This is a genomic window from Caulobacter radicis (genome assembly GCF_003094615.1).
In the GTDB taxonomy this organism is placed as follows: domain Bacteria; phylum Pseudomonadota; class Alphaproteobacteria; order Caulobacterales; family Caulobacteraceae; genus Caulobacter; species Caulobacter radicis.
The window spans coordinates 74184-97264 of record NZ_QDKO01000030.1 but is presented as its reverse complement, the minus strand read 5'-3'; the positions used below and the strand labels follow the sequence as shown (position 1 = coordinate 97264).

27 protein-coding genes are annotated in these 23081 nt (G+C 70.2%); 17 read left to right on the top strand and 10 right to left on the bottom strand.

Annotated features, from left to right (window positions below; genetic code table 11):
- Positions 1-26 precede the first annotated feature (26 nt).
- Genes DDF62_RS17475 through DDF62_RS17460 form a run of 4 tightly spaced genes read right to left on the bottom strand, consistent with a single transcriptional unit; the run spans position 27 to position 2917 of the window.
- Positions 27-581 (bottom strand): hypothetical protein, encoded by a 555-nt coding sequence (locus DDF62_RS17475; RefSeq protein WP_116490285.1) that lies wholly within the window; start codon positions 579-581, stop codon positions 27-29.
- A complete protein-coding gene (gene folB / locus DDF62_RS17470; RefSeq protein ID WP_165832283.1) occupies positions 578-997 on the bottom strand; it encodes a dihydroneopterin aldolase in 420 nt (139 codons plus the stop codon). Before folB ends, DDF62_RS17475 begins: the two co-directional genes overlap by 4 nt.
- Before the next feature lie 12 nt (positions 998-1009).
- The gene (locus tag DDF62_RS17465; RefSeq protein ID WP_116490284.1) at positions 1010-1786 is read right to left on the bottom strand and encodes an SDR family oxidoreductase; all 777 of its coding nucleotides are present in this window, start codon (positions 1784-1786) and stop codon (positions 1010-1012) included.
- A gap of 9 nt (positions 1787-1795) precedes the next feature.
- Positions 1796-2917, bottom strand: coding sequence for an alpha/beta fold hydrolase (locus DDF62_RS17460; RefSeq protein ID WP_165832282.1), 1122 nt, complete (start codon positions 2915-2917; stop codon positions 1796-1798).
- 398 nt (positions 2918-3315) lie between these two features.
- Between DDF62_RS17460 and DDF62_RS17455 the strand changes: the two genes are divergently transcribed.
- The 13 genes from DDF62_RS17455 (at position 3316) to DDF62_RS17395 (ending at position 12390) form a co-directional block, all read left to right on the top strand.
- On the top strand, positions 3316-3735 hold the full coding sequence (locus DDF62_RS17455; protein ID WP_116490282.1) for a GreA/GreB family elongation factor: 420 nt from the start codon (positions 3316-3318) through the stop codon (positions 3733-3735).
- Positions 3725-4291, top strand: coding sequence for a hypothetical protein (locus DDF62_RS17450; protein ID WP_116490281.1), 567 nt, complete (start codon positions 3725-3727; stop codon positions 4289-4291). Before DDF62_RS17455 ends, DDF62_RS17450 begins: the two co-directional genes overlap by 11 nt.
- A gap of 393 nt (positions 4292-4684) precedes the next feature.
- Entirely contained in the window at positions 4685-5155 is a 471-nt protein-coding gene (locus tag DDF62_RS17445; protein ID WP_116490280.1) for an NUDIX domain-containing protein, read from the top strand.
- An 80-nt stretch (positions 5156-5235) separates the two neighbouring features.
- A complete protein-coding gene (locus DDF62_RS17440) occupies positions 5236-5697 on the top strand; it encodes a helix-turn-helix domain-containing protein (protein WP_116490279.1) in 462 nt (153 codons plus the stop codon).
- A gap of 3 nt (positions 5698-5700) precedes the next feature.
- The gene (locus DDF62_RS17435) at positions 5701-6291 is read left to right on the top strand and encodes a PIN domain-containing protein (RefSeq protein WP_116490278.1); all 591 of its coding nucleotides are present in this window, start codon (positions 5701-5703) and stop codon (positions 6289-6291) included.
- A 78-nt stretch (positions 6292-6369) separates the two neighbouring features.
- Complete coding sequence (gene ychF / locus DDF62_RS17430) at positions 6370-7470, top strand: redox-regulated ATPase YchF (RefSeq protein WP_101716821.1); 1101 nt, start codon at positions 6370-6372, stop codon at positions 7468-7470.
- Between the two features lie 69 nt (positions 7471-7539).
- Positions 7540-8376 (top strand): hypothetical protein, encoded by an 837-nt coding sequence (locus DDF62_RS17425; RefSeq protein WP_133244946.1) that lies wholly within the window; start codon positions 7540-7542, stop codon positions 8374-8376.
- Positions 8373-9377: a hypothetical protein gene (locus DDF62_RS17420; RefSeq protein WP_116490276.1), complete on the top strand. Its 1005-nt coding sequence runs from the start codon at positions 8373-8375 to the stop codon at positions 9375-9377. The genes DDF62_RS17425 and DDF62_RS17420 overlap by 4 nt, the downstream gene beginning before the upstream one ends.
- Positions 9378-9394: 17 nt before the next feature.
- A complete protein-coding gene (locus tag DDF62_RS17415) occupies positions 9395-9901 on the top strand; it encodes a L,D-transpeptidase family protein (protein WP_116490275.1) in 507 nt (168 codons plus the stop codon).
- Positions 9898-10437, top strand: a complete 540-nt coding sequence (locus DDF62_RS17410) for a hypothetical protein (RefSeq protein ID WP_116490274.1) — start codon at positions 9898-9900, stop codon at positions 10435-10437. Before DDF62_RS17415 ends, DDF62_RS17410 begins: the two co-directional genes overlap by 4 nt.
- On the top strand, positions 10434-10952 hold the full coding sequence (locus DDF62_RS17405; RefSeq protein WP_116490273.1) for a hypothetical protein: 519 nt from the start codon (positions 10434-10436) through the stop codon (positions 10950-10952). The genes DDF62_RS17410 and DDF62_RS17405 overlap by 4 nt, the downstream gene beginning before the upstream one ends.
- 56 nt (positions 10953-11008) lie before the next feature.
- Positions 11009-11707: a dienelactone hydrolase family protein gene (locus tag DDF62_RS17400; RefSeq protein ID WP_116490272.1), complete on the top strand. Its 699-nt coding sequence runs from the start codon at positions 11009-11011 to the stop codon at positions 11705-11707.
- Complete coding sequence (locus DDF62_RS17395; RefSeq protein ID WP_116490271.1) at positions 11704-12390, top strand: dienelactone hydrolase family protein; 687 nt, start codon at positions 11704-11706, stop codon at positions 12388-12390. The genes DDF62_RS17400 and DDF62_RS17395 overlap by 4 nt, the downstream gene beginning before the upstream one ends.
- Before the next feature lie 6 nt (positions 12391-12396).
- Here the strand turns inward: DDF62_RS17395 and DDF62_RS25705 are convergent, their stop codons facing one another.
- Positions 12397-12558 (bottom strand): hypothetical protein, encoded by a 162-nt coding sequence (locus DDF62_RS25705; RefSeq protein WP_165832281.1) that lies wholly within the window; start codon positions 12556-12558, stop codon positions 12397-12399.
- Positions 12559-12813: 255 nt separating this feature from the next.
- Here DDF62_RS25705 and paoA point away from each other — a divergent pair, with 255 nt between their 5' ends.
- Genes paoA through paoC form a run of 3 tightly spaced genes read left to right on the top strand, consistent with a single transcriptional unit; the run spans position 12814 to position 16604 of the window.
- Entirely contained in the window at positions 12814-13458 is a 645-nt protein-coding gene (paoA, locus tag DDF62_RS17390; RefSeq protein ID WP_116490270.1) for an aldehyde dehydrogenase iron-sulfur subunit PaoA, read from the top strand.
- A complete protein-coding gene (locus DDF62_RS17385) occupies positions 13455-14405 on the top strand; it encodes an FAD binding domain-containing protein (RefSeq protein ID WP_116490269.1) in 951 nt (316 codons plus the stop codon). The genes paoA and DDF62_RS17385 overlap by 4 nt, the downstream gene beginning before the upstream one ends.
- A 3-nt stretch (positions 14406-14408) precedes the next feature.
- Positions 14409-16604 carry an aldehyde oxidoreductase molybdenum-binding subunit PaoC gene (paoC, locus tag DDF62_RS17380; protein ID WP_116490268.1) on the top strand — a complete coding sequence of 732 codons (2196 nt, stop codon included), beginning with the start codon at positions 14409-14411 and terminating at the stop codon, positions 16602-16604.
- A gap of 65 nt (positions 16605-16669) precedes the next feature.
- Here paoC and DDF62_RS17375 read toward each other — a convergent pair whose 3' ends face one another.
- Positions 16670-17458: a LytTR family DNA-binding domain-containing protein gene (locus tag DDF62_RS17375; protein WP_116490267.1), complete on the bottom strand. Its 789-nt coding sequence runs from the start codon at positions 17456-17458 to the stop codon at positions 16670-16672.
- A 165-nt stretch (positions 17459-17623) separates the two neighbouring features.
- Between DDF62_RS17375 and DDF62_RS17370 the strand changes: the two genes are divergently transcribed.
- The gene (locus tag DDF62_RS17370; RefSeq protein WP_116490266.1) at positions 17624-18223 is read left to right on the top strand and encodes a DUF2306 domain-containing protein; all 600 of its coding nucleotides are present in this window, start codon (positions 17624-17626) and stop codon (positions 18221-18223) included.
- Here the strand turns inward: DDF62_RS17370 and DDF62_RS17365 are convergent.
- From DDF62_RS17365 to DDF62_RS17350, 4 genes are all read right to left on the bottom strand, one after another.
- A complete protein-coding gene (locus tag DDF62_RS17365) occupies positions 18220-19284 on the bottom strand; it encodes a hypothetical protein (RefSeq protein WP_116490265.1) in 1065 nt (354 codons plus the stop codon). The genes DDF62_RS17370 and DDF62_RS17365 overlap by 4 nt on opposite strands.
- A gap of 214 nt (positions 19285-19498) precedes the next feature.
- Entirely contained in the window at positions 19499-20716 is a 1218-nt protein-coding gene (locus tag DDF62_RS17360) for an RtcB family protein (RefSeq protein WP_116490264.1), read from the bottom strand.
- 483 nt (positions 20717-21199) lie between these two features.
- Positions 21200-21325: a hypothetical protein gene (locus tag DDF62_RS17355; protein ID WP_101716832.1), complete on the bottom strand. Its 126-nt coding sequence runs from the start codon at positions 21323-21325 to the stop codon at positions 21200-21202.
- 169 nt (positions 21326-21494) lie between these two features.
- A complete protein-coding gene (locus tag DDF62_RS17350; protein ID WP_116490263.1) occupies positions 21495-22937 on the bottom strand; it encodes a protein adenylyltransferase SelO in 1443 nt (480 codons plus the stop codon).
- Positions 22938-23081: the final 144 nt, after the last annotated feature.

The following is a 23081-nucleotide window of genomic DNA, read 5'->3' as shown; positions in this document are numbered from 1 at the left end:
AGCGCGCGCCGGGTCGCGGCAAGGCCTCAGGGCAGCCAGCGCGCCGGCAGGTCGTGCGGGTCCAGCGCTTCGCCACGGGGCAGCCAGGGCAGCGCCGCGAAGATCAGCAGCAGCAGGAAGCCCATGCGCGCGGCCAGGTCGATGGCCATGCCCCGCATCGACGACGAGATGGCCAGCAGCAGCAGCGCCCCCATCCCCACCGCCAGCAGACCGGTGACCAGGGTGACGGCGTCGCGCAGCTTGAAGCCTGCGGTCTCGAACCGGGCGTGGGGCGAAAGGTCGGCGCCGACGGCGGCGATGGCGCGGGCCAGCAGCGAGAAGCTCTCCAGCCTATCGTCATAGAGGCCCGGACCGCGCCAGCTCTGCGAAGCGATGGCCACCCGCTGGCGGCCGAAGCTCAGCATCAGGGCGCGCCGGCGTCCGCCGCCGCGCGGCATGGCCAGGCGGAAGCGACGAAGATGGGCAAGGTCGAAGCGGCGCTCGCGCCCGCCGCGGCGCTCCACCAGCGTCCCGCCCTCCAGGGTCCAGGCCGTTTCGGGCTGGAACGGAGCCAGGCGGGCGCTGTGGAGAAGGTCGCTCACCCGCGGACGGCGGTGATCTCGACGCCGGCGGCGGCGGCGTGCGGCGCCAGGGCCAGGGGCTTTTCGACCCTCACCCGGGCGCGGGTGACGCGATGGTCGTCGAAGCAGGCCTGGGCCAGGCGCTCGGCGAAGGTCTCGACCAGGTCGATATGGCCGGCAGCGGCGATGTCCTGGGCGGCGGTGCGGATGGTCTCGTAGTTCACCGTGTCGCCCAGCGCCTCGCAGTGGCTGGCGGCCACGTCGAGTTCGACGTCGATGACCAGCGGCTGCACGCGGCCGTGCTCGTGGTCGTAGACGCCGATATGGGCTTCGACCTTGAGGCCGCGAACGAAGACCTTGGTCACGATGACCTTGGCGGTCTTTGGGGCCAGGGCGGGCGCCGGGAACGGCGTTTCGGAGAGGGGGGAGGCGGACAAGGGCGGGGGCCTTCAGGAACCTAGGACGTCGGGCGTGCGCCAGGCCAGGTGCTGGCCGCCGTCGACCGCAATCATCTGGCCCGTGACCGACGGCGCGTCAATGAGATAGCGCATCGCCGCGGCCAGTTCGGCCGGATCGACAGGGCCGCCCAGAGGCGTGGCGGCGGCCTCGGCCTCGAACTCGCCGGGGGCCTGATGGACCGAAGCCAGCACCGGCCCGGGCCCGATGGCGTTGACGCGAATGGCCGGCGCCAGATCCTGGGCCAGGGTCCGCGTCACCCACCACAGGCCCGCCTTGGAGACGCTGTAGCTGAAGAACTGCGGATTGGGCTTCAGCACCCGCTGGTCGACCAGGTTGACGACCAGACCCTTGGCGCCCGCCGGGAGGGCGGCGGCGAAGGCCTGGGCCAGCAGCACCGGCGCACGCAGGTTGGCGTCCATGTGACGGTTCCAGCTGTCGGCGCTCACGCCTCCGACCCGGTCGTCCTCGAAGGTCGAGGCCGAATTGACCAGCAGGGTCAGCGGCCCGATCGCCCGCGACGCCGCCGCGACCAGGGCCTCGCCGATGTCCGGATCGGCAAGCTCGCCCGGCACGGCGACCGCCCGGCGGCCCAGCGCCGCGATCTCGGCGACCACCGCCTCGGCCTCGTCTCGCGCGGCGCGAAAATGCACCGCCACGTCGTACCCCGCCCGCGCCGCCTCCAGCGCCAGCACCCGCCCGATCCTGCGCCCCGCGCCGGTGACGAGCGCGCCGCCGCGCGGGGATGGGGGGGAGGAAGAGCTGGACATCCAGCCTTCCTACTTCGCCGGCTTCTCCACCGCCAGCGGGCGCACCTTGTCGACCAGCTCGACCAGGAACTTGCCCGGCTCCTCGTGCGGCGGCAGGTGGGCCGAGCTCTCGAACCAGACCAGCTGCTTCCTGGGGGCCTTCAGCCGCGCCAGCCACGGCTCGATCACCGACGAGGGCGTGGTGATGTCGTGGCGGCCCAGGAACATGAAGACGGGGAACTTCGTGGCCGCGATCCTGGTGTGGTCGACGGCGGCCATGTCGGGCAGCAGGGCCGGCACCGACAGCTGGCCGCCCTGGTCGATGGCCAGGCGGTCGGCGTAGTCGTAGAGCGGCGACAGGCGCGCGGCGCGGAAATAGAAGTCGGCGTTGTCGCGCCAGGCGGCGAGGCCTCCGTAGGCCATCACCCACTTGCGCACGACATTGACCTTGGCGAACGGGATCTCGCCGTCGCCAGGATAGGGCGCCAGGGCCTTCAGCTCGGCCAGCGCCGTCTCGTCCTTGCGCTCGGCGGCGATCTTCAGCAGGGCCTCGTACTGGGCTGCCTCATTGGCGCGCAGGGAAAACAGCGGGCCGACGCCGACATAGGCCGCAACCAGGTCCGGCCGGGCCATCGCCGCGTCCAGCGCGATGACATTGCCCCAAGAGTGGCCGAGCAGGATCACCTTGCGCGCGCCGACGCGGGCCCGGACGTCGTCGATCAGGGCCAGCAGGTCCTTGGTCATCTGGGCCCGCGACAGGTGGGCGCGGTTGGCCGCCTCGCCGCCCGAGCGCAGGGTCTTGCCCGCGCCCGGCTGGTCCCACTGGACGACGGTGAAATAATCCTCCCACCCCTGCTGGTAGGGCCATGACCGGCCCATCTCGGTCGCGCCCGGCCCGCCATGGACATAGATGATCACGGGGTTCTTCCTGTCGGTCCCGCGGATCGACACCCACTGCGGCAGACCGTTCAGCTTCACCTGCTCCAGCACCTGGATCCCGTTCGGCGTCACGATCTTCTGGCGGTCGGCGATCACGGCCCGGGCGGTGGCGTAGTGGGCCTCGGTCGGCGGCGGCGCATTGGGGTCCTGGGCCAGGGCGGGACCGGCCAGCAGGGCGGCGGCGACAACGACGGCCGACAGACGACGGAACATGGAAGCGACACTCCGGACGCGAAGGACCAGCGCCCCGTTTAGCCGCCGCCGGCCGCCTCGGCGACCCGCGTCGTGCGAACGACGCTCGCCGCCATCTGCCTGATTTGACAGCAGCGCTGCCTGACCTATGATGCCATCACCATGTATCGCATCGAATTCTTCAATCGCGAGCAGCATAGGGCGGGCCACCTCATCGCAGGAGCCTAGTCCCGAGCCCCTATCGACGCGCCTGCGCCGGGCTCGGGACGAAAACCAGATAGACAACAGCGTTGCGCAAGACTTCGACACATAACCGGTCGAGGTCCAGAAAACTTGCGCCCATAACCCAATTACTACGGCGCGCGGCGACAGCTGCGACGCCGCGCCATGCCGCATGGCCAAACGCCAGGAGCGCTTCGATGCCCGCCTCCCCGCCCGTCCCCCCACTTGGCTCCAAACGCGATCCGCGTCCGCCGATCACCGTCTGCGCCGAGGACTATGACGCCCTCGCCGCCCTGGTGGCCCATCCCAGCGCCGCGCCGGGCCAGGCCCTGCTGGCCGTCGAGCTGGAACGCGCCGCCGTGGTCGAGGGCGCCCTGGCCGCCAACCGCGTGCGGCTGGGCTCGCAGGTCGACTATCACGACCTCGACCGCGACCGGACGCGCACCATCCGCCTTTGCCTGCCGCACGAGGCCAGCATCGACGAGCATCGCGTGTCGGTCACCGCGCCGGTCGGCGCGGCGCTGCTGGGACTAAGGCCCGGCCAGCGCTTTTCGTGGGCGGAAGCCGGCGGCCGGGTCCGCTCGATCAAGGTGCTGGCGGTGCGCAATGACGGCTGACGACACGCCGGGCCCCTGCCCCAGCCCCGGCCACGGGCTGAGCACCGCCGCGGCGGCCGCGCTGCTGGCCGCCGCCGACCATGTGGAGCAGGCCTCTTCCGGCGCCTCGCCGCGCGAGACCGCCACGCGCCTGTCGCTGCACGCCGAGGACCTGGCCCATTCGCCCGTGGCCCGCGACCAGTTGCTAAGCCGCGCCCTGGAGCTGGCGGCCGGCGACCTTTCCGAGGGCCGCCGCCCCCTGGCCCACTGGCCGTTGTTCTTCGCCGAGGAGCTGTCGCCGTCGCTAGAGGCCCGCGAGGACGTGCGCGCCTGGGTGCTGGCTGGGGCCGACCCGATGCTGGCCGACGGCGAGGCGGTGGCCGAGGCCGTCGAGGCCCGGGCCGTCCGCGAGCTGGGCGACGCCTTCGAGACGGCGCGCGGCCTCACCCGCCGCCTGCGCGTCGAGGCCTGGCTGCAGCTGGCGCTGTGGGACGACCCCCGCATCCCGGCCAACGCCGAGACCCGTTTCCTGATGCGCGCCGGCGGCCGGCGGCTGATGGCGCGGGTGGGGGATTAGAGCGCGGCGAAAGTCCGCTTTATATTTTCCCGTCATTCCCGCCCTTGTGGCGGGAAACTCTCTGTCAGCCGCAAGTGCGAATGGGGCGACGCGCCAAGCACGTCGCCGGCGCTTCACGAGCGAGCGTAACCAGGGCTTCCCGCCACAAGGGCGGGAATGACGGGAAATATTAGAGACGCGTGGCCTCGGAAGGCTTTCGCCTTTAGTCGATGCGGCCGAACTCGAAGGCGTTCAGGCCGACGATGACGCCCAGGAAGATGGCGATGATCAGGATCGCGAGCATGTTGGCGCCGCTCCGGCTTGGTTGTTGTTTCCTCGCCCCCGGCTTTAGCGGCCAATGTTCTATGGAGCAAGGCCTGCCCCTCGCCGCCGAAACAGCCTAGCCTGCGCGCCATGCTCTGGCGCCGTAAAATCGAACCCTACACCCGCCCCTTCATCTACGCCTGGTTCCGCATGACCCGAGGCCTGACCCTGGGCGTACGCGGCCTCGTCACCGACGAGGAAGGCCGCGTGCTGATGATCCAGCACACCTATGTCCCCGGCTGGTACCTGCCGGGCGGCGGGGTCGAGCGCGGCGAGGTCGCCGAGACCTCGCTGATCCGCGAGATGCAGGAAGAAGCCGGCGTGCGCGTCATCGGCCGCCCCACCCTGCTGTCGGTGCACAGCAACGAGCCGCGCCACCCGGGCGACCACGTCCTCTTCTACCGCGTCCACGCCTGGGAGCCGTGCGAAGCAGCCGAGCAGGGCGAGATCCACGAGATCGGCTGGTTCCACCCCGACGCCCTGCCGGGCGACGTCACCGACGCCACCCGCCAGCGCATCGCCGAAGCCCTGAAGGGCGCGGACATCGATCCGATGTGGTGAGGCGTCGCGACGCTCAACGTTTCGAATATTGCGTTTATTGCGTTTACAGCGTATAAGCTTGCCTCACTCGGGAGCAGAGAATGACCACGCCTGCGTTCGCACAGGAGCTTGGCGATAGGCTTCCGTCCGCCGACGAACGCGCCGCCGCCAACCAGCTCCGCCAGATTATCGCCGCCCAGACGGTCGGCGAGGAAGAAACCCGGCTGCGCCTCCTGCAGGAGGACAAGTCGACCGCCGAGGTCGTCCTCACGCCCGGCCTGTCGCGACTGCTGATGGAGGTGCTGCGCCATGTCGGACGCGGTGATGCGGTCACGCTCGTCCCCGTCAGCCAGATGCTGACCACGCAGCAAGCTGCAGACATCCTCAATGTCTCGCGCCCCTATCTCGTGGGCTTGCTGGAAAAGGGGGAGATCCCCCACACCCTCGTCGGTCGCCATCGGCGGATCAAGGCCGAGCACCTGTTCGCCTACAAGCGCGGCCGAGACGCCAAGCGCGCCACGGCGCTGTCCGAATTGGCGGCGCTGGACGCCGAGCATCTCTGAAAGATGTTCGCCAATCGCTTCACCGCCCTGGTCGACGCCTGTTGCCTGGCCGGGGCGCTGAAACGAAACCTCCTGCTCACCCTCGCAGAAGCGGAATTCTTCCGGCTCCGTTGGTCCGCGACGGTTCTCGATGAGACGGAAAGGGCGATCGCCGCCATCCTGAGCGCCAAAGGCGTGACGGATGCGGTCGAACGAGCGCGCCGCGCCCGTCGCGTTATGCAGGCGGCATTCGAGGAAGCCGACGTCGGCGACTACCAGGCCTTGCTGCCCGCCTGCTCTCACCTGCCCGACCCCGACGACGCCCATGTGCTGGCCGCGGCGCTGAAAACGCAGGCCGCGATAATCGTCACCGACAATCTCAAGGACTTTCCATCCGCGGTGCTCTCGCCGCTGAACCTGGAGGCGCGCTCGGCGGACGACTTCATCGCCGACACGATCGCGCTGGATACGGGTCGCGCCGTGGCGGCCATAAGGCGGATGCGCGAACGCCTGCGCCGTCCCGAGAAGACAGCCGAAATCCTATTGCTCGACATGGAGGCCGAAGGGCTGACCGAAAGCGTCGACATCCTGCGCGCTCACGTCGCCTCGCTCTGAAACGCGCCCCATCCCCAGCCCGCGACTTTGAGCACAATCCGTGCTAAGCGCCCGCCCAACGAAATTCACGAGAGTTCCATGGCCCTGAAAGTCGCCATCGTCGGCCTGCCCAACGTCGGCAAGTCCACCCTGTTCAACGCCCTGACCCAGACGGCGTCGGCCCAGGCCGCCAACTATCCGTTCTGCACCATCGAGCCGAACACCGGCGACGTGGCCGTGCCGGAAGCGCGCCTGAACGCCCTGGCCGCCATCGCCGGCTCGAAGGAAATCATCCCGGCCCGCATCAACTTCGTCGACGTCGCCGGCCTGGTGCGCGGCGCTTCGAAGGGCGAAGGCCTGGGCAACCAGTTCCTGGCCAACATCCGCGACTGCGACGCCGTGGCCTTCGTGGCCCGCTGCTTCGAAGACGGCGACATCACCCACGTCGAAGGCCGCATCGATCCGATCGCCGATCTCGAGATCATCGAGATGGAGCTGATGCTGGCCGACCTGGAAAGCCTGGAAAAGCGCCTGCCCAACGTCGAGAAGCGCGCCAAGAGCGGCGGCGACAAGGAAATGATCGCCACCCTGCGCCTGATCAACCTGGCGCTGGAGCAGCTGCGCGCCGGCCGCCCGGCCCGCGCCGCGACGATCGACAAGGAAGACGCCAAGGCCTGGGCCATGCTGCAACTCCTGACCTCGCTGCCGGCCCTCTATGTCTGCAACGTCGACGAAGCCAGCGCCGACAAGGGCAACAAGTTCTCCGACCTGGTGGCCGAGCGCGCCAAGACCGACAACGCCAAGAGCGTGGTCATCTCGGCCCAGATCGAGAGCGAGATCGCCCTGCTGGACGAAGCCGAGCGCACCGAGTTCCTCGAGACCCTGGGCCTGGAAGAGCCGGGCCTCAACCGCCTGATCCGCGAGGCCTACAAGCTCCTGGGCCTGCAGACCTACTTCACGGTCGGCCCCAAGGAAGCCCGCGCCTGGACGATCCCCGTGGGCGCCACCGGCCCGCAGGCGGCCGGCGTGATCCACACCGACTTCGAGAAGGGCTTCATCCGCGCCGAGACCATCGCCTACGAGGACTACGTCAAGCTGAACGGCGAGGCGGGCGCCAAGGAAGCCGGCAAGATGCGTTCGGAAGGCAAGGAGTACGTCGTCAAGGATGGCGACGTGATGCACTTCCGCTTCAACGTTTGATTGCGGGCTTGAAATAGTTCGCGTTTGAGCCAAGCTTCACCGCAGTTGTTCGGGGGAGCTTGGCTCAGCGTGAAACCAGTATTGTTCGGGCGCGCCGCACGGGTTGGCGGCGCCCTGCTGGCGGCTCTTGCCGCCGTCGGCGGCCCGGCCGCCGCCCAGACCCGCACCCAGTCAGCCAGCTACGTCATCCTGCCGGTCACCGCGCCCGAGGGCGAGCAGGTCGCCAAGAAAGGCCAGCCGCTGCTGGTGCAGCAGGCCGTCGCCCCGCGCGCCGCGCGCCTGACGGCCCAGGCGACCCTGGGCAGCGGCAAGAAGGCCACCGTCTTTCCCGCCGGCGCCAAGATGTTCGGCGTGCCCTCGCAGGGCGGCTTCGCCTATTGCGCGGTCAGCGAGGGCAAGCGCTGGTGGTCCAGCGCCACCTTCTCGTGCTTCGAGGATGTCGACGCCGACGGCGACTTCGACCAGGTGCGGCCGTCGGGCTCGCCGTTCATGAACGTGGCCCTGTTCGTGTTCACCCTGGGCGCGCCCAAGCCGCTGGAGACCTCGGTCGCCTACGAGCGCACGCCTTATGCCCAAGGCCCTTCGGTCGACTTCGGCCTGATCTGGAACGCCCAGGCTCCCCGGGCCAAGGAAGGCGAACCGACCAAGCCCGGCACGGTCACCGTCCAGCCCGCCTTCGAAAGCCCCCTGGGCTTCCAGGCCATCCGCAACGGCGGCGCCACCCGCCCGCTGCTGGGCGACGGCAGTCCGGCCAGCGTCACGATCCGCGGCTCGCGCATCGATGTGCTCGGCCTGACCCCCGAGGGCGACCTGCGCTACCGCGTGGTCGAGGCCATCCCCGCGCAGGTCGACCGCGTGACGCTGTCGATCACCACCACCACCACCTACATTCCGATATACCGATGAGCCGCTCGATCCCCGCCATCCTGCTGGCCGCCGCTGGCCTCGCCTCCGCCGGCCTGACCGCCCTTCCCGCCGCCGCCCAGCAGGCCAAGCCGGCCGCGCCGCCGCTGGCCATCCCCCCGGTCCAGCGCGAGCCGCTGAGGATCCCGCCGGCCGGCGCCAACCGGCAGACGTCGGCGTCGCCGCCGATCCGGTTCCAGCTTCCCAGGACCTGGGACGACCTGCCCCCCGGCGTGCAGCAGAGCCTGACCCCGATGCTCGACAAGGCCCCGCCGCAATCGCGGCTGGTGGTCGAGCAGGCGCTTGAACCGTTCGCCGCCCGCTCGGTCGACCAGCGCGCCGTGATCGGCGTGCAGGTGGTGCGGCCCGCGCCGGGCGTGACCCTGACCAAGACGCCGGACGAAAAACCCCGCCTGGGCGCGGCCGGCGAGGCGCTGTGGCCGGCCGTGATCGACGGCCGCACCATCTACTGCCGCCGCCAGAAGCCGGCCGCGGGCGACGTCTACTGCTTCGCCGACAAGGACGACGACGGCCGCTTCGAGACCCTGACCCGGGCCTATTCCGACAGCCTGCGCCCCGGCAGCATCTTCCAGATCTCCGAGGCGGGCCGCCCCGAGAAGCTGCTGGCGCCGGCGCCCTACACCAAGTCGGGGGCGATCGCGCCGTTCACCGAACTGCTGGGCCTGCGCTACGGCGGGCCGGTGCAGGGCCGGATCTCGCCCGATGGCAAGCTGCGCGACGGCGTGGTCGAGTTCCAGGTCGTCGCCGGCGCCAGCCGCGAAGCCCTCTTCGACAGCGATCCCCAGATCGTCCAGATCGAGGACGGCAAGGGCGAACTGGTCCTCGGCGCCTATCGCGTCGAGATCTCCGACGTGACGATCGACGGTCCGGCCACGGTGCGGCTGGTCTCGGGCATGGCCCCGGGCGAGACCATGCTGTCGCCGCCGATCAGCAAGGAGGACGTGGTCAAGATGCTGCGCGAGCGGCTGGGCGCGACGGACTGAGGCAGAAAGGCTTGCGCATGCGCCCCGTCCTCGCCGCCCTGGCGGTCCTGGCCCTGGCCGGCTGCGGCGCGACCGCCGCCCAGCCGCCGGCCGTCGAGGGCTCGGTGGACCGCATCGTGATCGAGAAGGCCGCCCACCGCATGAGCCTCTATGCCGGCGACCGGCTGGTGCGGACCTATGCGATCTCGCTGGGCGGCGGCGGCCTCGCGCCCAAGGTCCGCTCCGGTGATCGGCGCACGCCCGAGGGCGACTACCGCATCACCGGCCGCAACCCGCGCAGCCGCTACCACCTGGCCCTGCGCATCGGCTATCCGACCCCGGCCCAGACGGCGGCGGCCCGCGCCCAGGGGATCGATCCTGGCGGCGACATCATGATCCACGGCCTGCCCAACGGCCGCGGCGCGCTCTCGGCGCTCTACAAGGGCCAGGACTGGACCGACGGCTGCATCGCCGTCACCGATCCGGAGATAGAAGAGGTCTGGACCCTGGTGCGCGACGGCGCTGCGGTGAGGATCACGCCATGACCGACATCGCCGACGCCGGTCCGCTGCTGGTGCGCCGCGACTGGCGCAAGTCCGCGCTGAGCTCGGCCGTCGTGCTGCTGGTCATCGCCGGCTGGATGGGCTGGCGCAGCATCCAGGGCGAACATCCGCCCTGGATCTTCCCGATCCTGTTCGCGGCATGGTGCCTGATCAGCGCGCCCTTCGTCATCAGCGACCGGACCCCGCGCATCATCATCGCCGGCGGCGGCCTCAGCTGGCGCCACGCGCGCAGGGACCCGCTCCATTTCCTGGCCTGGCCCCGCATCCTGTCGGCCAAGTTCGAGGACCTGGGCGAGGACGGGCGCGTGCTGCGGCTGACCCTGACGCCGCCGCCGCCGCCGCCGCCGCCGCCGCCGCCGCCGCCGCCGGTCGTCGAGCAGCAGGCCTCCGGCCGCAACGGTCCGTTCGTGGTCGACATCGACGCCGCCAGCCTGGATCAGTCCCGAAGGGCGCTGCGGCGCGCCATCCACCACCGCGCGCCGCACCTGTTCGCCGACCGGTCGGGAAAGGCGGCGTGAGCGACCTCCCGCACGTCGATCGCGCTGAAGAGGACGCCCCGGCGCCGCCGCGCCTGCCCTTCGTCGTCAGGCCTTCCAACTGGAAGAACTGGATCAGCACGGCCGTGTTCGCCGCCGTCACCTTCGTCATGCTGATGTTCGCCTCGCCGGCCCTGCGCGGGGTCGGGGTCTGGCTGGCCGGGGCGGGCGTTGCGTTCTCCTGCCTGTGCAACCTGCTGGCCAGCCTGGATCGCCGGGCGCGTCTCGTCCTGGAGCGCGACGGCCTGCGCTGGCGGCCCCATCTCTGGACGCCCCTGCGCTTTGCGCCCTGGAGCCAGGTGCGCGCGGTCGGCCACCGAGACCACCCCCGCAAGCACGACGACGGCTGGCTGGAGCTGGAACTCGACGAAGCGCAGGGCGGACGGGTCTCGATCCGCATCAGCGGCCAGAACGCCTGGGGCGAGGACCTGCCGGACATGGTCCGCGCCCTGGCCCCGCACGTCCGGCTGTTGGACTTCGACGACGCCGCGCCTTGACCGGAAAGGCGGCGCGGTTCTGGATGCGCGCGCCAGAACAAGACGCCGGAGATCCCATGTCGCAGACCCTCGCCCTGACCTCCGCCATCGACGGCTTCGAATTCTCTGCTCTCGGCGTGCAGCCCGAAGGTCCGCGCAAGGGCGGGGTGGTGGTGATCCAGGAGATCTTCGGCCTGGACCAGTACGTGCAGGCCGACCTCGCGCGTTGGGCCGCGCGCGGCTACGAGGCCATCGCGCCGTCGCTGTTCGACCGCGTCACCCCCGGCTATGTCGCCGAGCATGACCCCGAGGGCTTCCAGAACGGCGTCGCCGCCGTCGGCAAGGTGGGCATGCCGGCCATGCTGTCGGACATCCAGGCCTGCATCGACGCCCTGAAGGACAAGGGTCCGGTGTTCGCCGTCGGCTACTGCATGGGCGGTTCGCTGGTCTGGCTGGCGGCCTCGAAGCTGGAAGGCCTGGCGGCGGGCTCCAGCTATTACGGCAGCCAGGTGCGGGCCAACGCCGCCCTGCCGCTGCACTGCCCGGTGATCGTCCACCTGGGCGCCCAGGACGCCCACATCGACGCCGAGGCCACCAAGGCGGCCATCTGGACGACCCACCCCGACGTTCCGGTGCATGTCTACGAGGCCAGCGGCCACGGCTTCAACAACGACGGCCGCCCCGACAGCGATCTGGCCGACGCCGAGCTGGCGCGCGAACGCACCGTGGCCCTGTTCGAGGAAGTCGCCGCGTCCCAGGGCGGGGCGGGAGCATGACCACCACCGGAACCCGCATCGCCCTGTGCGACCGCGAAGGCGGCCCGCTGTCGGCCTTCCACGTCCAGCCGGGCGAGGCCCGGCGCGGCGGCCTCGTCGTGCTGCACGCCATCTGGGGGATCACCCCGCACATCCGCGAGTTCAGCGAAGGCCTGGCCGAGCACGGCTACGAGGTGATCGCCCCCGATCTGCTGGACAGCGCCGACGCCCCCTGGCCCGAGCTCAACACCGACCCTTCGATCCTCGACCAGCGCATGGCGCTGGGCGAGCAGGCCGGCTGGGGCGCGGCCAGCGTGCCGCGCGTCCAGGCCGCCATCGACGCGCTGGAGGGGCCGGTCTTCGTCCTGGGCTTCTGCTTTGGCGGCACCACCGCCTGGCTGACCTCGACCCGCGCGCACGGCGTGACGGCGGTCTCGTGCTTCTACGGCGGCGACATCGTGCGCTATCGCGACGAGACGCCCAAGGTCCCGACCATCCTGCACTTCGGCAAGACCGACGAGATGATCCCGCCGGCCGACGTGGCGGCCATCGAGGCGTCCCATCCCGACCTGCCGATCTTCCAGTACGACGCCGGCCACGCCTTCGTCGCCCCCAGCGGCCATCACGCCGACAGCGCCCGCCTGTCGATGCTGCGCACGTTGCAGCTCTTCCAGCGCTCAGGCGGGAGCAAGGGCGAGGCGTAAGGGCCCCTAGGTCGCCTCAACCGCATAGAAGGTGTTGAAGCCGACGAACATCGCCACGGCCAGCACGGCGATGACGATGGCGATCACGGCCAGCGCCTTGACGTGCCGGCGCCTGACCGGCTTGGGCTGCTGGTCCGGGTGAATGTCGGGCTTGGTGTCCAGGTCCATGCGATCTCCATCGGGTTGGCCAGGACAACGCCGCGACCGCTCCGATCGCTCCGCGGCGGCCGCCCCAACGCACGAAACCCGATCCGGATTGTTGAGCAGCGCTCAACACCCCATGCACCGTCAGGCGACTAATGCGCCGCCCCCGCCGCTGTTACGCTTCGCGTCTTTCGCTGGGCCGACACCCGCGACGAAACCGCCCGCGCGCCCGGCCGCTTTAACCGCGGACCCTTGGCGCGTGGAGGACCGGAGGATGGGATGGCGATACTCGACGACCTTCAGCTTTCCAGGCGCGAAGTGATGGCCACCGGCGCCGCAGTAGGGGTGGCGACAGCCCCTGGCGTGGCCGCCGCCGCGCCCGCCGAACCGGGGCCTTCGGTGATGAAGGTGTCGTTCACGGTCAACGGCCAGCGCCAGACCCTGGAGCTGGACACCCGCACCACCCTGCTGGACGCCCTGCGCGAGCACCTGAAGCTGACCGGCAGCAAGAAGGGCTGCGACCACGGCCAGTGCGGCGCCTGCACGGTCATCGTCGACGGCCGGCGGATCAATTCCTGCCTGTCGCTGGCGGTGATGCACGAGGGCGACGAAGTCACCACCATCGAGGGCCTGGGCAGCCCTGAAAAGCTCCACCCGCTGCAGGCGGCGTTCGTCCGGCACGACGGCTACCAGTGCGGCTATTGCACGCCGGGCCAGATCTGCTCGGCCAAGGCGGTGCTCGACGAGATCAAGGCCGGCGTGCCCAGCCACGTCACCGCCGACCTCAACGCCAAGGTCCAGTTCAGCGAGGACGAGCTGCGCGAGCGCATGAGCGGCAACATCTGCCGCTGCGGCGCCTATTCCAACATCGTCGCGGCCGTGGCCGAAGTCGCTGGAGGCCCTATCCTGGGTAAAGGGGCATGAGGGCCTTCACCTACGAGCGCGCCAAAAGCCCGCGCGAAGCCGCCGCGGCCGTCGCCGCCGACCCGACCGCCCGCTTCATCGCCGGCGGCACCAACCTCCTGGATCTGATGAAGCTGGAGATCGAGACGCCCGCGCGGCTCGTGGACGTGAACGGCCTGAAGCTGGACGAGATCGCGCCGACCAAGGACGGCGGCCTGCGCATCGGGGCCCTGGTGCGCAACACCGACCTGGCCGCCGACAAGCGGGTGCGCAAGGACTATGGCGTGCTGTCGCGCGCCCTGCTGGCCGGTGCCTCGGGCCAGTTGCGCAACAAGGCCACCACCGCCGGCAACCTGCTGCAGCGCACCCGGTGCCCGTATTTCTACGACACCAACATGCCCTGCAATAAGCGCACCCCCGGCGCGGGCTGCTCGGCGATCGGCGGCTTCACCCGCAGTCTCGCCGTCCTGGGCGCCAGCGAGGCCTGCATCGCCACCCACCCCAGCGACATGGCCGTGGCCCTGCGCGTGCTGGACGCCACGGTCGAGACCGTGACCCCGGACGGGACCGAGCGCTCGATCCCGATCGCCGACTTCCACCGCCTGCCGGGCCAGACGCCCCATGTCGAGACCGCCCTGGCGCGCGGCGAACTGATCACCTCGGTGACCCTGCCCAGGCCCGTCGGCGGGGTTCATGCCTATCGCAAGGTGCGCGACCGGGCCTCCTACGCCTTCGCGCTCGTGTCGGTGGCCAGCGTGATCCACAAGGACGGCTCGGGCCGCATCGCCCTGGGCGGCGTCGCCCACAAGCCCTGGCGCGTGGAGACGGCGGAAAGCTCGCTGCCGCGCGGCGCGAAAGCCATCTCCGAGGGCCTGCTGGCCGGCGCCAGGACCACCAGCCAGAACGCGTTCAAGCTGACCCTGACCGAGCGCGCCATCGGCGCGGCCGTGGCCGAAGCGAGGGCCTAAGCGATGAAATTCGACACCCCCGCCACGACCAATCCGATCGACCAGCTGAAGGTGGTCGGCAAGCCGGTCGACCGGATCGACGGTCCGCTGAAGACCACCGGCCGCGCCCCCTACGCCTACGAGCGCCACGACGCGATCCCCGACATCGCCTACGGCTACGTGGTCGGGGCGGCGATCGCCAAGGGCCGCATCGTCTCGATGGACCTGTCGCGCGCCAAGGCCGCGCCGGGCGTGCTGGCCATCGTCACCGCCGCCGAGGCCGGCAAGCTGGCCAAGGGCGACTTCAACACCGCCATGCTGCTGGGCGGACCGGATATCCAGCACTACCACCAGGCCATCGCCATCGTCGTGGCCGAGACCTTCGAGCAGGCCCGCGCCGCCGCCGGCCTGGTGAAGGTGGACTACGAGCGCGCCAAGGGGACCTTCGACCTGGTCTCGGCCAAGGACGGGGCGACCAAGCCCAAGGACGGCGGGCCCGACAGCGCGGTCGGCGACTTCGAGGCCGCCTTCGCCGCCGCGCCGGTGAAGCTGGACGAGACCTACACCACCCCCGACCACGGCCACGCGATGATGGAGCCGCACGCCAGCATCGCCGCCTGGAAGGGCGACAAGCTGAGCCTGTGGACCTCGAACCAGATGATCGCCTGGGGCGCCGGCGACGTCGCCAAGACCCTGGGCGTCCCGCGCGAGAACGTGCGGCTGATGTCGCCGTTCATCGGCGGCGGCTTCGGCGGCAAGCTGTTCGTGCGGGCCGACGCCATCCTGGCGGCCCTGGGCGCCAAGGCGGCGGGACGGCCGGTGAAGGTGGCCCTGACCCGGCCCTTCATGTTCAACAACACCACCCATCGGCCGGCGACCATCCAGCGCATCCGCATCGGAACCGACCGCGCCGGCAAGATCACCGCCATCGGCCACGAGAGCTGGTCGGGCGACCTGCCCGGCGGCGGGCCCGAGACGGCCGTGCAGCAGACCCGCCTGCTCTATGCGGGCGAGAACCGCATGACGAAAACCCGGCTGGCGGTGCTGGACCTGCCGGAGGGCAACGCCATGCGCGCGCCCGGCGAGGCGCCCGGACTGATGGCGCTGGAGGTGGCGGTCGACGAGCTGGCCGAGAAGCTGGGGATCGACCCGGTCGAGTTCCGGGTGCTCAACGACACCCAGGTCGATCCGGAAAAGCCCAGCCGGCCGTTCTCGCAGCGGCGGCTGAACGAGTGCCTGCGCACCGGCGCCGACAAGTTCGGCTGGAGCCGCCGGGCCAAGCCCGGCCAGGCCCGCGACGGCCGCTGGCTGGTCGGCATGGGCGTGGCGGCGGCCTTCCGCAACAACCTCGTGATGAAGTCGGCCGCCCGGGTGCGGCTGGAGACCAGCGGCGTCGTCACCGTCGAGACCGACATGACCGACATCGGCACCGGCAGCTACACCATCATCGCCCAGACCGCGGCCGAGATGATGGGCGTGCCGCTGACCCGCGTGAACGTCCGCCTGGGCGACTCGTCGTTCCCGGTCTCGGCCGGTTCGGGCGGCCAGTGGGGCGCCAACAGCTCGACCGCCGGAGTCTATGCCGCCTGCGTGAAGCTGCGCGAGGCCGTGGCCGGCAAGCTGGGCCTGGATGCCGCCCAGGCGCAGTTCGCCGACGGCCGGGTGAAGGTGGGGAACCAGAGCCTGCCGCTGGAACAGGCCGCCGCCTCGGGCCCGGTCACCGCCGAGGACTTCATGGAGTACGGCGACCTCACCAAGACCCACCAGCAGTCGACCTTCGGCGCCCACTTCGTCGAGGTCGGCGTCGACGCCGACACCGCCGAGATCCGCATCCGCCGGATGCTGGCCGTCTGCGCGGCGGGCCGGATCCTCAATCCGAAATCGGCCCGCAGCCAGGTGATCGGCGCCATGGTCATGGGCGCCGGCGCGGCCCTGATGGAGGAGCTGGTGGTCGACAAGCGCATCGGCTTCTTCGTCAATCACGACCTGGCCGGCTACGAGGTGCCGGTGCACGCCGACATCCCGCACCAGGAGGTGATCTTCCTGGACGAGACCGACCCGATGTCCTCGCCGATGAAGGCCAAGGGCGTGGGCGAGCTGGGCATCTGCGGCGTCGGCGCGGCGGTGGCCAACGCCGTCTACAACGCCACCGGCGTGCGGGTGCGCGAGTACCCGGTGACGCTGGACAAGCTGCTGGAGAAGATGCCGGTCCTGGCGTGAGGATCATTCTCTTCGTCATCCCGGAAAGCCCCGCGGGGCTTGTCCGGGATGACGGTTGATGGCGCCTAGAACCAGCCGGCGTCCTTCAGCACCGGCGCGTGGGTGCGGCTGACCGGCGCGACGAGGCCGCCGGCGAGGCTGACCTCGCCCGCGCCGCGTCGCCAGCGCACCGCCTCGACCGCCTCGGCCGCAATCCACCACGAGCGGTGGACGCGCCAGCCATGCGCCTGCGCCAGTTCCTCCAGGGCCTCGCTGAAGCGCAGGGTGATCATCTCGACGCCGGCGTCGGTGTGGACCTTCAGGTAGTGGTCGTGGGCCTCGACGGCGATCAGCCGCGCCCCGCGCCGCTTGGCTGACAGACGTCGTCGGAAGACCGCTTCGGCCTGCGGTAGCGGCGGGGCGATGACGGTCCGGGTCTCGACCCGCGCAACCGCCCGTCGCCAGGCCAGGGCCCGCACCACCATCACCGCCAGCGAGATGGGCCACACCTGCCAAAGCAGGCGCACATAGCCGTGCGGCTTGAACGCGCCGCCCATGACCAGGTGCTCGGTCGTCAACACGAACAGCGACACCAGCGGCGTCATCAGCACCGACACCACGATCACCCGCGGCCAGGTCGCGGGCACGAACCGGCTCAGAACGGCGTCCACGCCGATGCCGATCAGCCCGCCGCCGACCATGCAGATCATCCAGTAGACATAGCGCTGCACCACGGGCGCGCGCTCCGAGGCGAAGGGCCCGAGGAACCCCATCACCAGGCCGATCGCCACCAGCATGGCGAGGTCTATCGCCCAACGCCGCGCGGCGAGGTTTCCGCCCGCCCTGTCCGTCCAGCTGTCCGTCCCGCTGTCCATGCCGTCCCGTTCGCGCAGCCCCGGCGCCGTTCGCGAAGCAAGGCCTAGCGAGCCGTCGGCCGTCCGGCAACGAGGTTGCGTCAATTCGCAACGGGGACCTTAGCCTTGACCGCCACGACCGCCGCCCTCCGACCCGCGCCCCACCCAGCGCCCCACCCAGCGCCTATGTCCTGGCGCGCCCGCCTCGCCTGGATCGTCATCGGCCTTCTCTGCCTGGGGATCGCCGCCTATTCCGCGCGCTACCTGCTGAGCCCGCCCCAGACCCCGGCCCAGGCCCTGGGCAATCCGCGCGGGGTTCCGTGGCTCTTCGTCCACATCGCCGGCTCGGTCACCGCGCTGGTGCTGGGGTCGCTGCAGTTCATCCCCGCCCTGCGCCGGGGCGCTGGCCCGCCGCATCGCTGGACAGGCAGGGTGTATGTGCTGGGATGCCTGGTCGGCGGCGTCGCGGGCCTGGTCCTGGCGCCCGGCTCCCATGCCGGATCGATCGCCACGGCGGGTTTCGGCCTGCTCGCGGTCATCTGGATCGCCGTCAACGTCCTGGGCTGGCGCGCGGCCGTGCAGGGCCGCTATGTCGAGCACCGCCGCTGGATGATCCGCTCCTGGGCCCTGACCCTGGCGGCCGTCACCCTGCGGCTCTACCTGCCGCTGGTGATGGTTCTCGACCTGCCGTTCCTGCCCTGGTACCGCGCCATCTCGTTCCTGGCCTGGGTTCCCAACCTGATCGTCGCCGAGCTGTGGCTGCGGCGCGCGAGCCGGCCCGCCTAGGCCGGCGTCAGCGAGCCGACGAGCTCGCCCTCACCGCCGTCAACGCCGACAGCGGTGAGGTCCTGCACCTCGATCTCGCTGCTCACCGGATTGACGCCGAAGAACCGTCCCTTGACCACCGCCTCTCCGGAGAGACGGCCGGAGACCGACGATCCCAGACGCAGGGTCGCGATGAACGGCGCGATGACCCGGGCATACTGGACCACCACCCGGTAGCCATAGATCCGTCCCGGCGGGACCTCGATCAGCACCTGCGCCGGGTCGTCCACCATCTCCAGTTCCAGGTCGTCGGAACGCCCCTCCGCCATGGGACCGATCGGGCGCTCCAGAACCTGGCGGTCGGGCGCGCCCTCCGCGGCGAGGTGGAAACCGAAGACCGGCCCCAGCGCCGGCAGGCCGCCGCGCTTGCTGGCCTCGTCGATGACGAACGCACGCTCGATCTTGTAGCTACGCGGCGCCCAGCGCACGTCGGTCAGCAGCGTGTCTCCGGCGCGGTTGTCGACCGTCATGACCGGCCCCGGCCGCCCGGCGAGATACTCGAGCTCGACCGCCCCCTGCCCGACGTACCGCATGTCGGCGACGATCACGTGGCCGTTCTCGACCAGCAGATCCCAGCACTCGTTGTTGGCGCCGCGATCCCAGGGGTAGACGCCGATGTCGCCGCGCGGGTCGGAGCGATAGACGTTCAGCTTGCGCTCCCAGTCGAGGCGGGTGTTCAGCGCCACCCAGCCGTTCACCGCTTCGGCGCGCCAGACCTGCCGCACCTCGCCCGGAACGAGCGGCGTCAGGTGCACGAGCCCCTCGGGCGTCTCGTAGCCGCCGGCCCTGGGCGTCGAGTAGCGCCGGGTTCGATAGGTCAGGGCCAGGCCGCTGGCCAGGTGCCGCAGCACCGACCCTTCCTGCGCGTGGTCCTCGGTCGTCCACAACTGCTCGAAGGCGCCGACCAACGGCTGCAGCGCCACCTTGTCCCCGTCGCCTTTCGTCAGCGCCATGCGCTCGTCGCCGGGCAGCTTGGAGACGATGTAGAAGGACCGGTTCGGGAACGGGACTTCCGTGGCCATGGCGCGCGCCTCAGGTCAACCTTGAGCAGCGGCTTAGCAACAGACGCGCGTGCTGTACGCACCACCCGCCCAGAATGGGTAAGCGACACGCCCGGCACGCAAAACGCCGCCCGACCTCTCGGTCGGACGGCGTCCCAGAGCCTGCACGCAGGCTCGTCTCCAAGTGGCCGCGTGACGGGCGCCGAAACCGCACACACTTTCGGCTGTCACGCGGCTAGCCCTTGACGCACACCACCTGGCGCAGCGTGTGGACGATCTCCACCAGATCGCTCTGGGCGGCCATGACCGCGTCGATGTCCTTGTAGGCCATCGGGGTTTCGTCGATCACGCCTTCGTCCTTGCGGCATTCCACGCCGGCCGTGGCCGCGACGTGGTCCTCCACCGTGAACCGGCGCTTGGCTTCGTTGCGGCTCATCGCGCGGCCCGCCCCGTGGGAGCAGGTGCAGAACGAGTCCGGGTTGCCCTTGCCGCGCACGATGAACGACTTGGCGCCCATCGAGCCGGGGATGATGCCCAGCTCCCCGGCCTTGGCCGACACCGCGCCCTTGCGGGTCAGGTAGACGTCCTTGCCGAAGTGCTTCTCCTTGGAGACGTAGTTGTGGTGACAGTTCACCGCCTCCTGCGTCACCACCAGGTCAGGGAACCGCTCGCGCAGCACCGAGAGGACCTGGTCCATCATCACCTCGCGGTTGGCGCGGGCGTACTTCTGGGCCCAGGCCACCGCCCGCACGTAGTCGACGAAGCCGTCGCTGCCTTCGGCGAAGTAGGCCAGGTCCTCGTCGGGCAGGTTGATGAACCAGCGCCGCATCTCGTGCTTGGCCCGCTCGATGAAGTAGGTCCCGAACCTGTTGCCGACCCCGCGCGAGCCCGAGTGCAGCATCACCCACACGTCGCCGGCCTCGTCGAGGCACAGCTCGACGAAGTGGTTGCCCGTGCCCAGCGTGCCCAGATGCCCGAACCCGCGCGGGTGGGCGGCCTTGGGGTTACGGTCGACGATGTCGTCGTATCCGGCCTTCAGGTAGGCCCACTTCGCCGCGGCGATCGCCGGGGGTTCGGTCTGCCAGGCTCCCTTGTCGTTGCGCCCGCCGTTGTCGGTGCGGCCGTGCGGCACGGCCGCCTCGATCGACGAGCGGATCGCAAGCAGGTTGTCGGGCAGGTGCTCGGCGCGGATCGAGGTGCGCACCGCCATCATGCCGCAGCCGATGTCGACGCCCACGGCGGCCGGGATGATCGCCTTCCAGGTCGGGATCACCGAACCCACGGTCGCGCCCATGCCCCAGTGCACGTCGGGCATCACCGCCACGTGCTTGTGGATGAACGGCAGGCTGGCGACGTTGCGCAGCTGCTTGAGCGCCGGCTCCTCGATCGGCACCCCTTGGGTCCACGCCTTGATCGGCGCGCCCCCGCTTTCGATGTCCATGAAGCCGCTCATCGGCTTCTCCTTTCCAATCCGCCCCTCCCGGCGTCATGGTCGTTGGAACTTCCGCGCAAAAACGAAAAACCCCTCCGGCCAAGGCCAGGAGGGGTTTTCTTCGTACTTCCCGAAATCCTTTCGGACCTAGGCCGTCTTCCCCTCCAGCATGCACGCGTCGTTACCCTCGACCTGCAGGTCGAGTTGGTAGCTGACGGTCATGAAGGCTGGGGCTTTGCGCGCCATGGTCTCGAAGGTCCTTATCGGGAGGCGGGCGATTACAGGGTTATGCGAGGTCGCGCCAGGGGGCGGCGAGCGGCGCGCGCGGAAGTTGCGGCGAGTGTGGCGGATTTGGCGCAATAGATCCTCTCCCTCTGGGAGAGGTGTCGGCGAAGCCGACGGAGAGGGGAGGAGCAAGGGATGAGGGACGTCAGCGGAAGCTGAAAACGTCCCCCCCCTCCGGCCATCCGGGCCACCTCCCCCAGAGGGGGAGGATCTCTTGGCTTACGCCAGCTCGGGTCCGTCCGAGAGCGCTTCGCCGATGGCGCGGGCGCAGCCCGGAAGGCCAAGGGCGCCGATGAACGACAGGGCCACGGCGCAGACCAGCATGATCGGTTGGAAGATGCGCATGCGTTATTCTCCACCTTGTCCCGCCGCCCTCGGGGGAAGGGGTCGGCCGCGGGGTTGATAGACCGCCGTCCAGCACGCTTAAATCGCAAGCTTGACGTTGGTTCCGGGTGCGACTCCGGAAAACTCAGCATGCGGCATAAATGCCTCAAACTTATGTCAGTCGTCCAGCTCACACATCGAAGTCGTAGGCCGCCCGAGCGTTTTCGATCCGCGCCAGCTTGTCGTTCAGCGGCGCCCAGTCGTCGGACTGGTCGATCGGCGCCCACAGGGCCTCGACCTCCTCGATCAGCAGCTCCTCCGGCTCGGTTCGTCCGAACACGGGATTTTCCAGGCGTGCGGGACGATCCGGCTCGAAGCCCGACAGCCGCGACCGGAAGTCGGCGAAGGCCGGATCCTGGTACAGCGCGCCGCGCGGCCCCTCCAGCGCCCGGCCTTCCGAGGCCTCGCCGCCGAACCAGTCGAAGAAGAACGGCTCCCAGCGCAGGGCCTCGCCGCCGGAAAGCTTGCTCCCTTCCGCCAAGGCCTTGAAGGCGGCGTTGACCAGCTCGACATCGGCCTCCGCGCCCCGGCTCTTCACCGCCAGCCGCGCGATCATCGCCTCGCGCAGGCCGTCCTTGTAGGCGTCGGAGAAGCGGTTCAGCGCCGCGATCAGCCCGGCCTGGTCGGGAGCGACCAGCACCAGGCAGGTGGCCAGCTGCTGCAGGTTCCAGAATCCGGCCTCCGGCTGGCGGCCGAAGCTGTAGAGGCCCGAATGGTCGAAATAGGCGGCCGTGAAGTTGGGGTCGTTGCGCGGCAGGAAGCGCCACGGGCCGTAGTCGAAGCTCTCGCCGGTGACGACCATGTTGTCGGTGTTGAGCACGCCGTGGACGAAGCCGGCGGTCATCCAGCGGGCGACGAGGCGGGCGGTGCGGGTCACCACCGCCTCGAACATCGCCGTCGGCCGGTCGGGCGCGTCGGCCAGGTGCGGGAAATAGGTCTCGACCACGTGGTCGACCATCTTGGAAATCAGGTCGGCGCGCTCGAAATAGGCCAGGCGCTGGAAGGTCCCGAAGCGGATGTGGCTGTGCGACAGCCTGGTCAGCACCGCCGAGCGCGTCGGGCTGGGCTCGTCGCCGCGGGTCAGGGCCTCGCCGGTCTCGATCAGGCTGAAGGCCCGCGAGGTGGGCACGCCCAGGGCCTCCAGCAGGCCGGCCGCCAGGATCTCGCGCATGCCGCCCTTCAGGGTCAGGCGGCCGTCGCCGTGCCGCGACCACGGCGTCTGGCCCGAGCCCTTGGTGGCCAGGTCGAGCAGGCGATCGCTTCCCTCTTCCCGCGTCTGCGCGAACAGGAAGCCCCGGCCGTCGCCGAGTTCGGGATTGTAGGAGCGGAACTGGTGGCCGTGATAGCGCATGGCCAGCGGCTGGGCCTGGGCGCCCGGCAGGGGCTGGAACCGCCCGAAGTGCGCGACCCATTCGGCGTCGGTCAGCGTCTCCAGGCCCACGGTCGCGGCGGCCCGATCATTGCGGAATCGCAGGATCGTTTCCGGAAAATCGGCGGCCGCCACCGGGTCGGCGAACTCTCCGCCCAGCGGGGCGAAGCGGGAATCGGGGCGATAGCGTGCGTTGACCGGCATGGACGCCAGATGCGCCCGCCCCTCCCCCGGCGCAAGTCGAGGCGGCCGAGAGGACGGTTTTAAGAAGCTCGGCATGTTCGCATAACGCTGTCGCAGTTTCGCAACAGGAACCTTCGAACCGTTTCACAGCAAGGTTTTCGCTTG

Excerpts from the sequence above, each read along its gene's own strand:
- DDF62_RS17465 (WP_116490284.1), bottom strand. The coding sequence starts at position 1,786 with ATGTCCAGCTCTTCCTCCCCCCCATCCCCGCGCGGCGGCGCGCTCGTC.
- DDF62_RS17460 (WP_165832282.1), bottom strand. The coding sequence starts at position 2,917 with ATGTTCCGTCGTCTGTCGGCCGTCGTTGTCGCCGCCGCCCTGCTGGCC.
- DDF62_RS17455 (WP_116490282.1), top strand. The coding sequence starts at position 3,316 with ATGCCCGCCTCCCCGCCCGTCCCCCCACTTGGCTCCAAACGCGATCCG.
- DDF62_RS17450 (WP_116490281.1), top strand. The coding sequence starts at position 3,725 with ATGACGGCTGACGACACGCCGGGCCCCTGCCCCAGCCCCGGCCACGGG.
- DDF62_RS17445 (WP_116490280.1), top strand. The coding sequence starts at position 4,685 with ATGCTCTGGCGCCGTAAAATCGAACCCTACACCCGCCCCTTCATCTAC.
- DDF62_RS17440 (WP_116490279.1), top strand. The coding sequence starts at position 5,236 with ATGACCACGCCTGCGTTCGCACAGGAGCTTGGCGATAGGCTTCCGTCC.
- DDF62_RS17435 (WP_116490278.1), top strand. The coding sequence starts at position 5,701 with ATGTTCGCCAATCGCTTCACCGCCCTGGTCGACGCCTGTTGCCTGGCC.
- ychF (WP_101716821.1), top strand. The coding sequence starts at position 6,370 with ATGGCCCTGAAAGTCGCCATCGTCGGCCTGCCCAACGTCGGCAAGTCC.
- DDF62_RS17420 (WP_116490276.1), top strand. The coding sequence starts at position 8,373 with ATGAGCCGCTCGATCCCCGCCATCCTGCTGGCCGCCGCTGGCCTCGCC.
- DDF62_RS17415 (WP_116490275.1), top strand. The coding sequence starts at position 9,395 with ATGCGCCCCGTCCTCGCCGCCCTGGCGGTCCTGGCCCTGGCCGGCTGC.
- DDF62_RS17410 (WP_116490274.1), top strand. The coding sequence starts at position 9,898 with ATGACCGACATCGCCGACGCCGGTCCGCTGCTGGTGCGCCGCGACTGG.
- DDF62_RS17400 (WP_116490272.1), top strand. The coding sequence starts at position 11,009 with ATGTCGCAGACCCTCGCCCTGACCTCCGCCATCGACGGCTTCGAATTC.
- DDF62_RS17395 (WP_116490271.1), top strand. The coding sequence starts at position 11,704 with ATGACCACCACCGGAACCCGCATCGCCCTGTGCGACCGCGAAGGCGGC.
- DDF62_RS25705 (WP_165832281.1), bottom strand. The coding sequence starts at position 12,558 with ATGGACCTGGACACCAAGCCCGACATTCACCCGGACCAGCAGCCCAAG.
- paoA (WP_116490270.1), top strand. The coding sequence starts at position 12,814 with ATGGCGATACTCGACGACCTTCAGCTTTCCAGGCGCGAAGTGATGGCC.
- DDF62_RS17385 (WP_116490269.1), top strand. The coding sequence starts at position 13,455 with ATGAGGGCCTTCACCTACGAGCGCGCCAAAAGCCCGCGCGAAGCCGCC.
- paoC (WP_116490268.1), top strand. The coding sequence starts at position 14,409 with ATGAAATTCGACACCCCCGCCACGACCAATCCGATCGACCAGCTGAAG.
- DDF62_RS17375 (WP_116490267.1), bottom strand. The coding sequence starts at position 17,458 with ATGGACAGCGGGACGGACAGCTGGACGGACAGGGCGGGCGGAAACCTC.
- DDF62_RS17370 (WP_116490266.1), top strand. The coding sequence starts at position 17,624 with ATGTCCTGGCGCGCCCGCCTCGCCTGGATCGTCATCGGCCTTCTCTGC.
- DDF62_RS17365 (WP_116490265.1), bottom strand. The coding sequence starts at position 19,284 with ATGGCCACGGAAGTCCCGTTCCCGAACCGGTCCTTCTACATCGTCTCC.
- DDF62_RS17360 (WP_116490264.1), bottom strand. The coding sequence starts at position 20,716 with ATGAGCGGCTTCATGGACATCGAAAGCGGGGGCGCGCCGATCAAGGCG.
- DDF62_RS17355 (WP_101716832.1), bottom strand. The coding sequence starts at position 21,325 with ATGCGCATCTTCCAACCGATCATGCTGGTCTGCGCCGTGGCCCTGTCG.
- DDF62_RS17350 (WP_116490263.1), bottom strand. The coding sequence starts at position 22,937 with ATGCCGGTCAACGCACGCTATCGCCCCGATTCCCGCTTCGCCCCGCTG.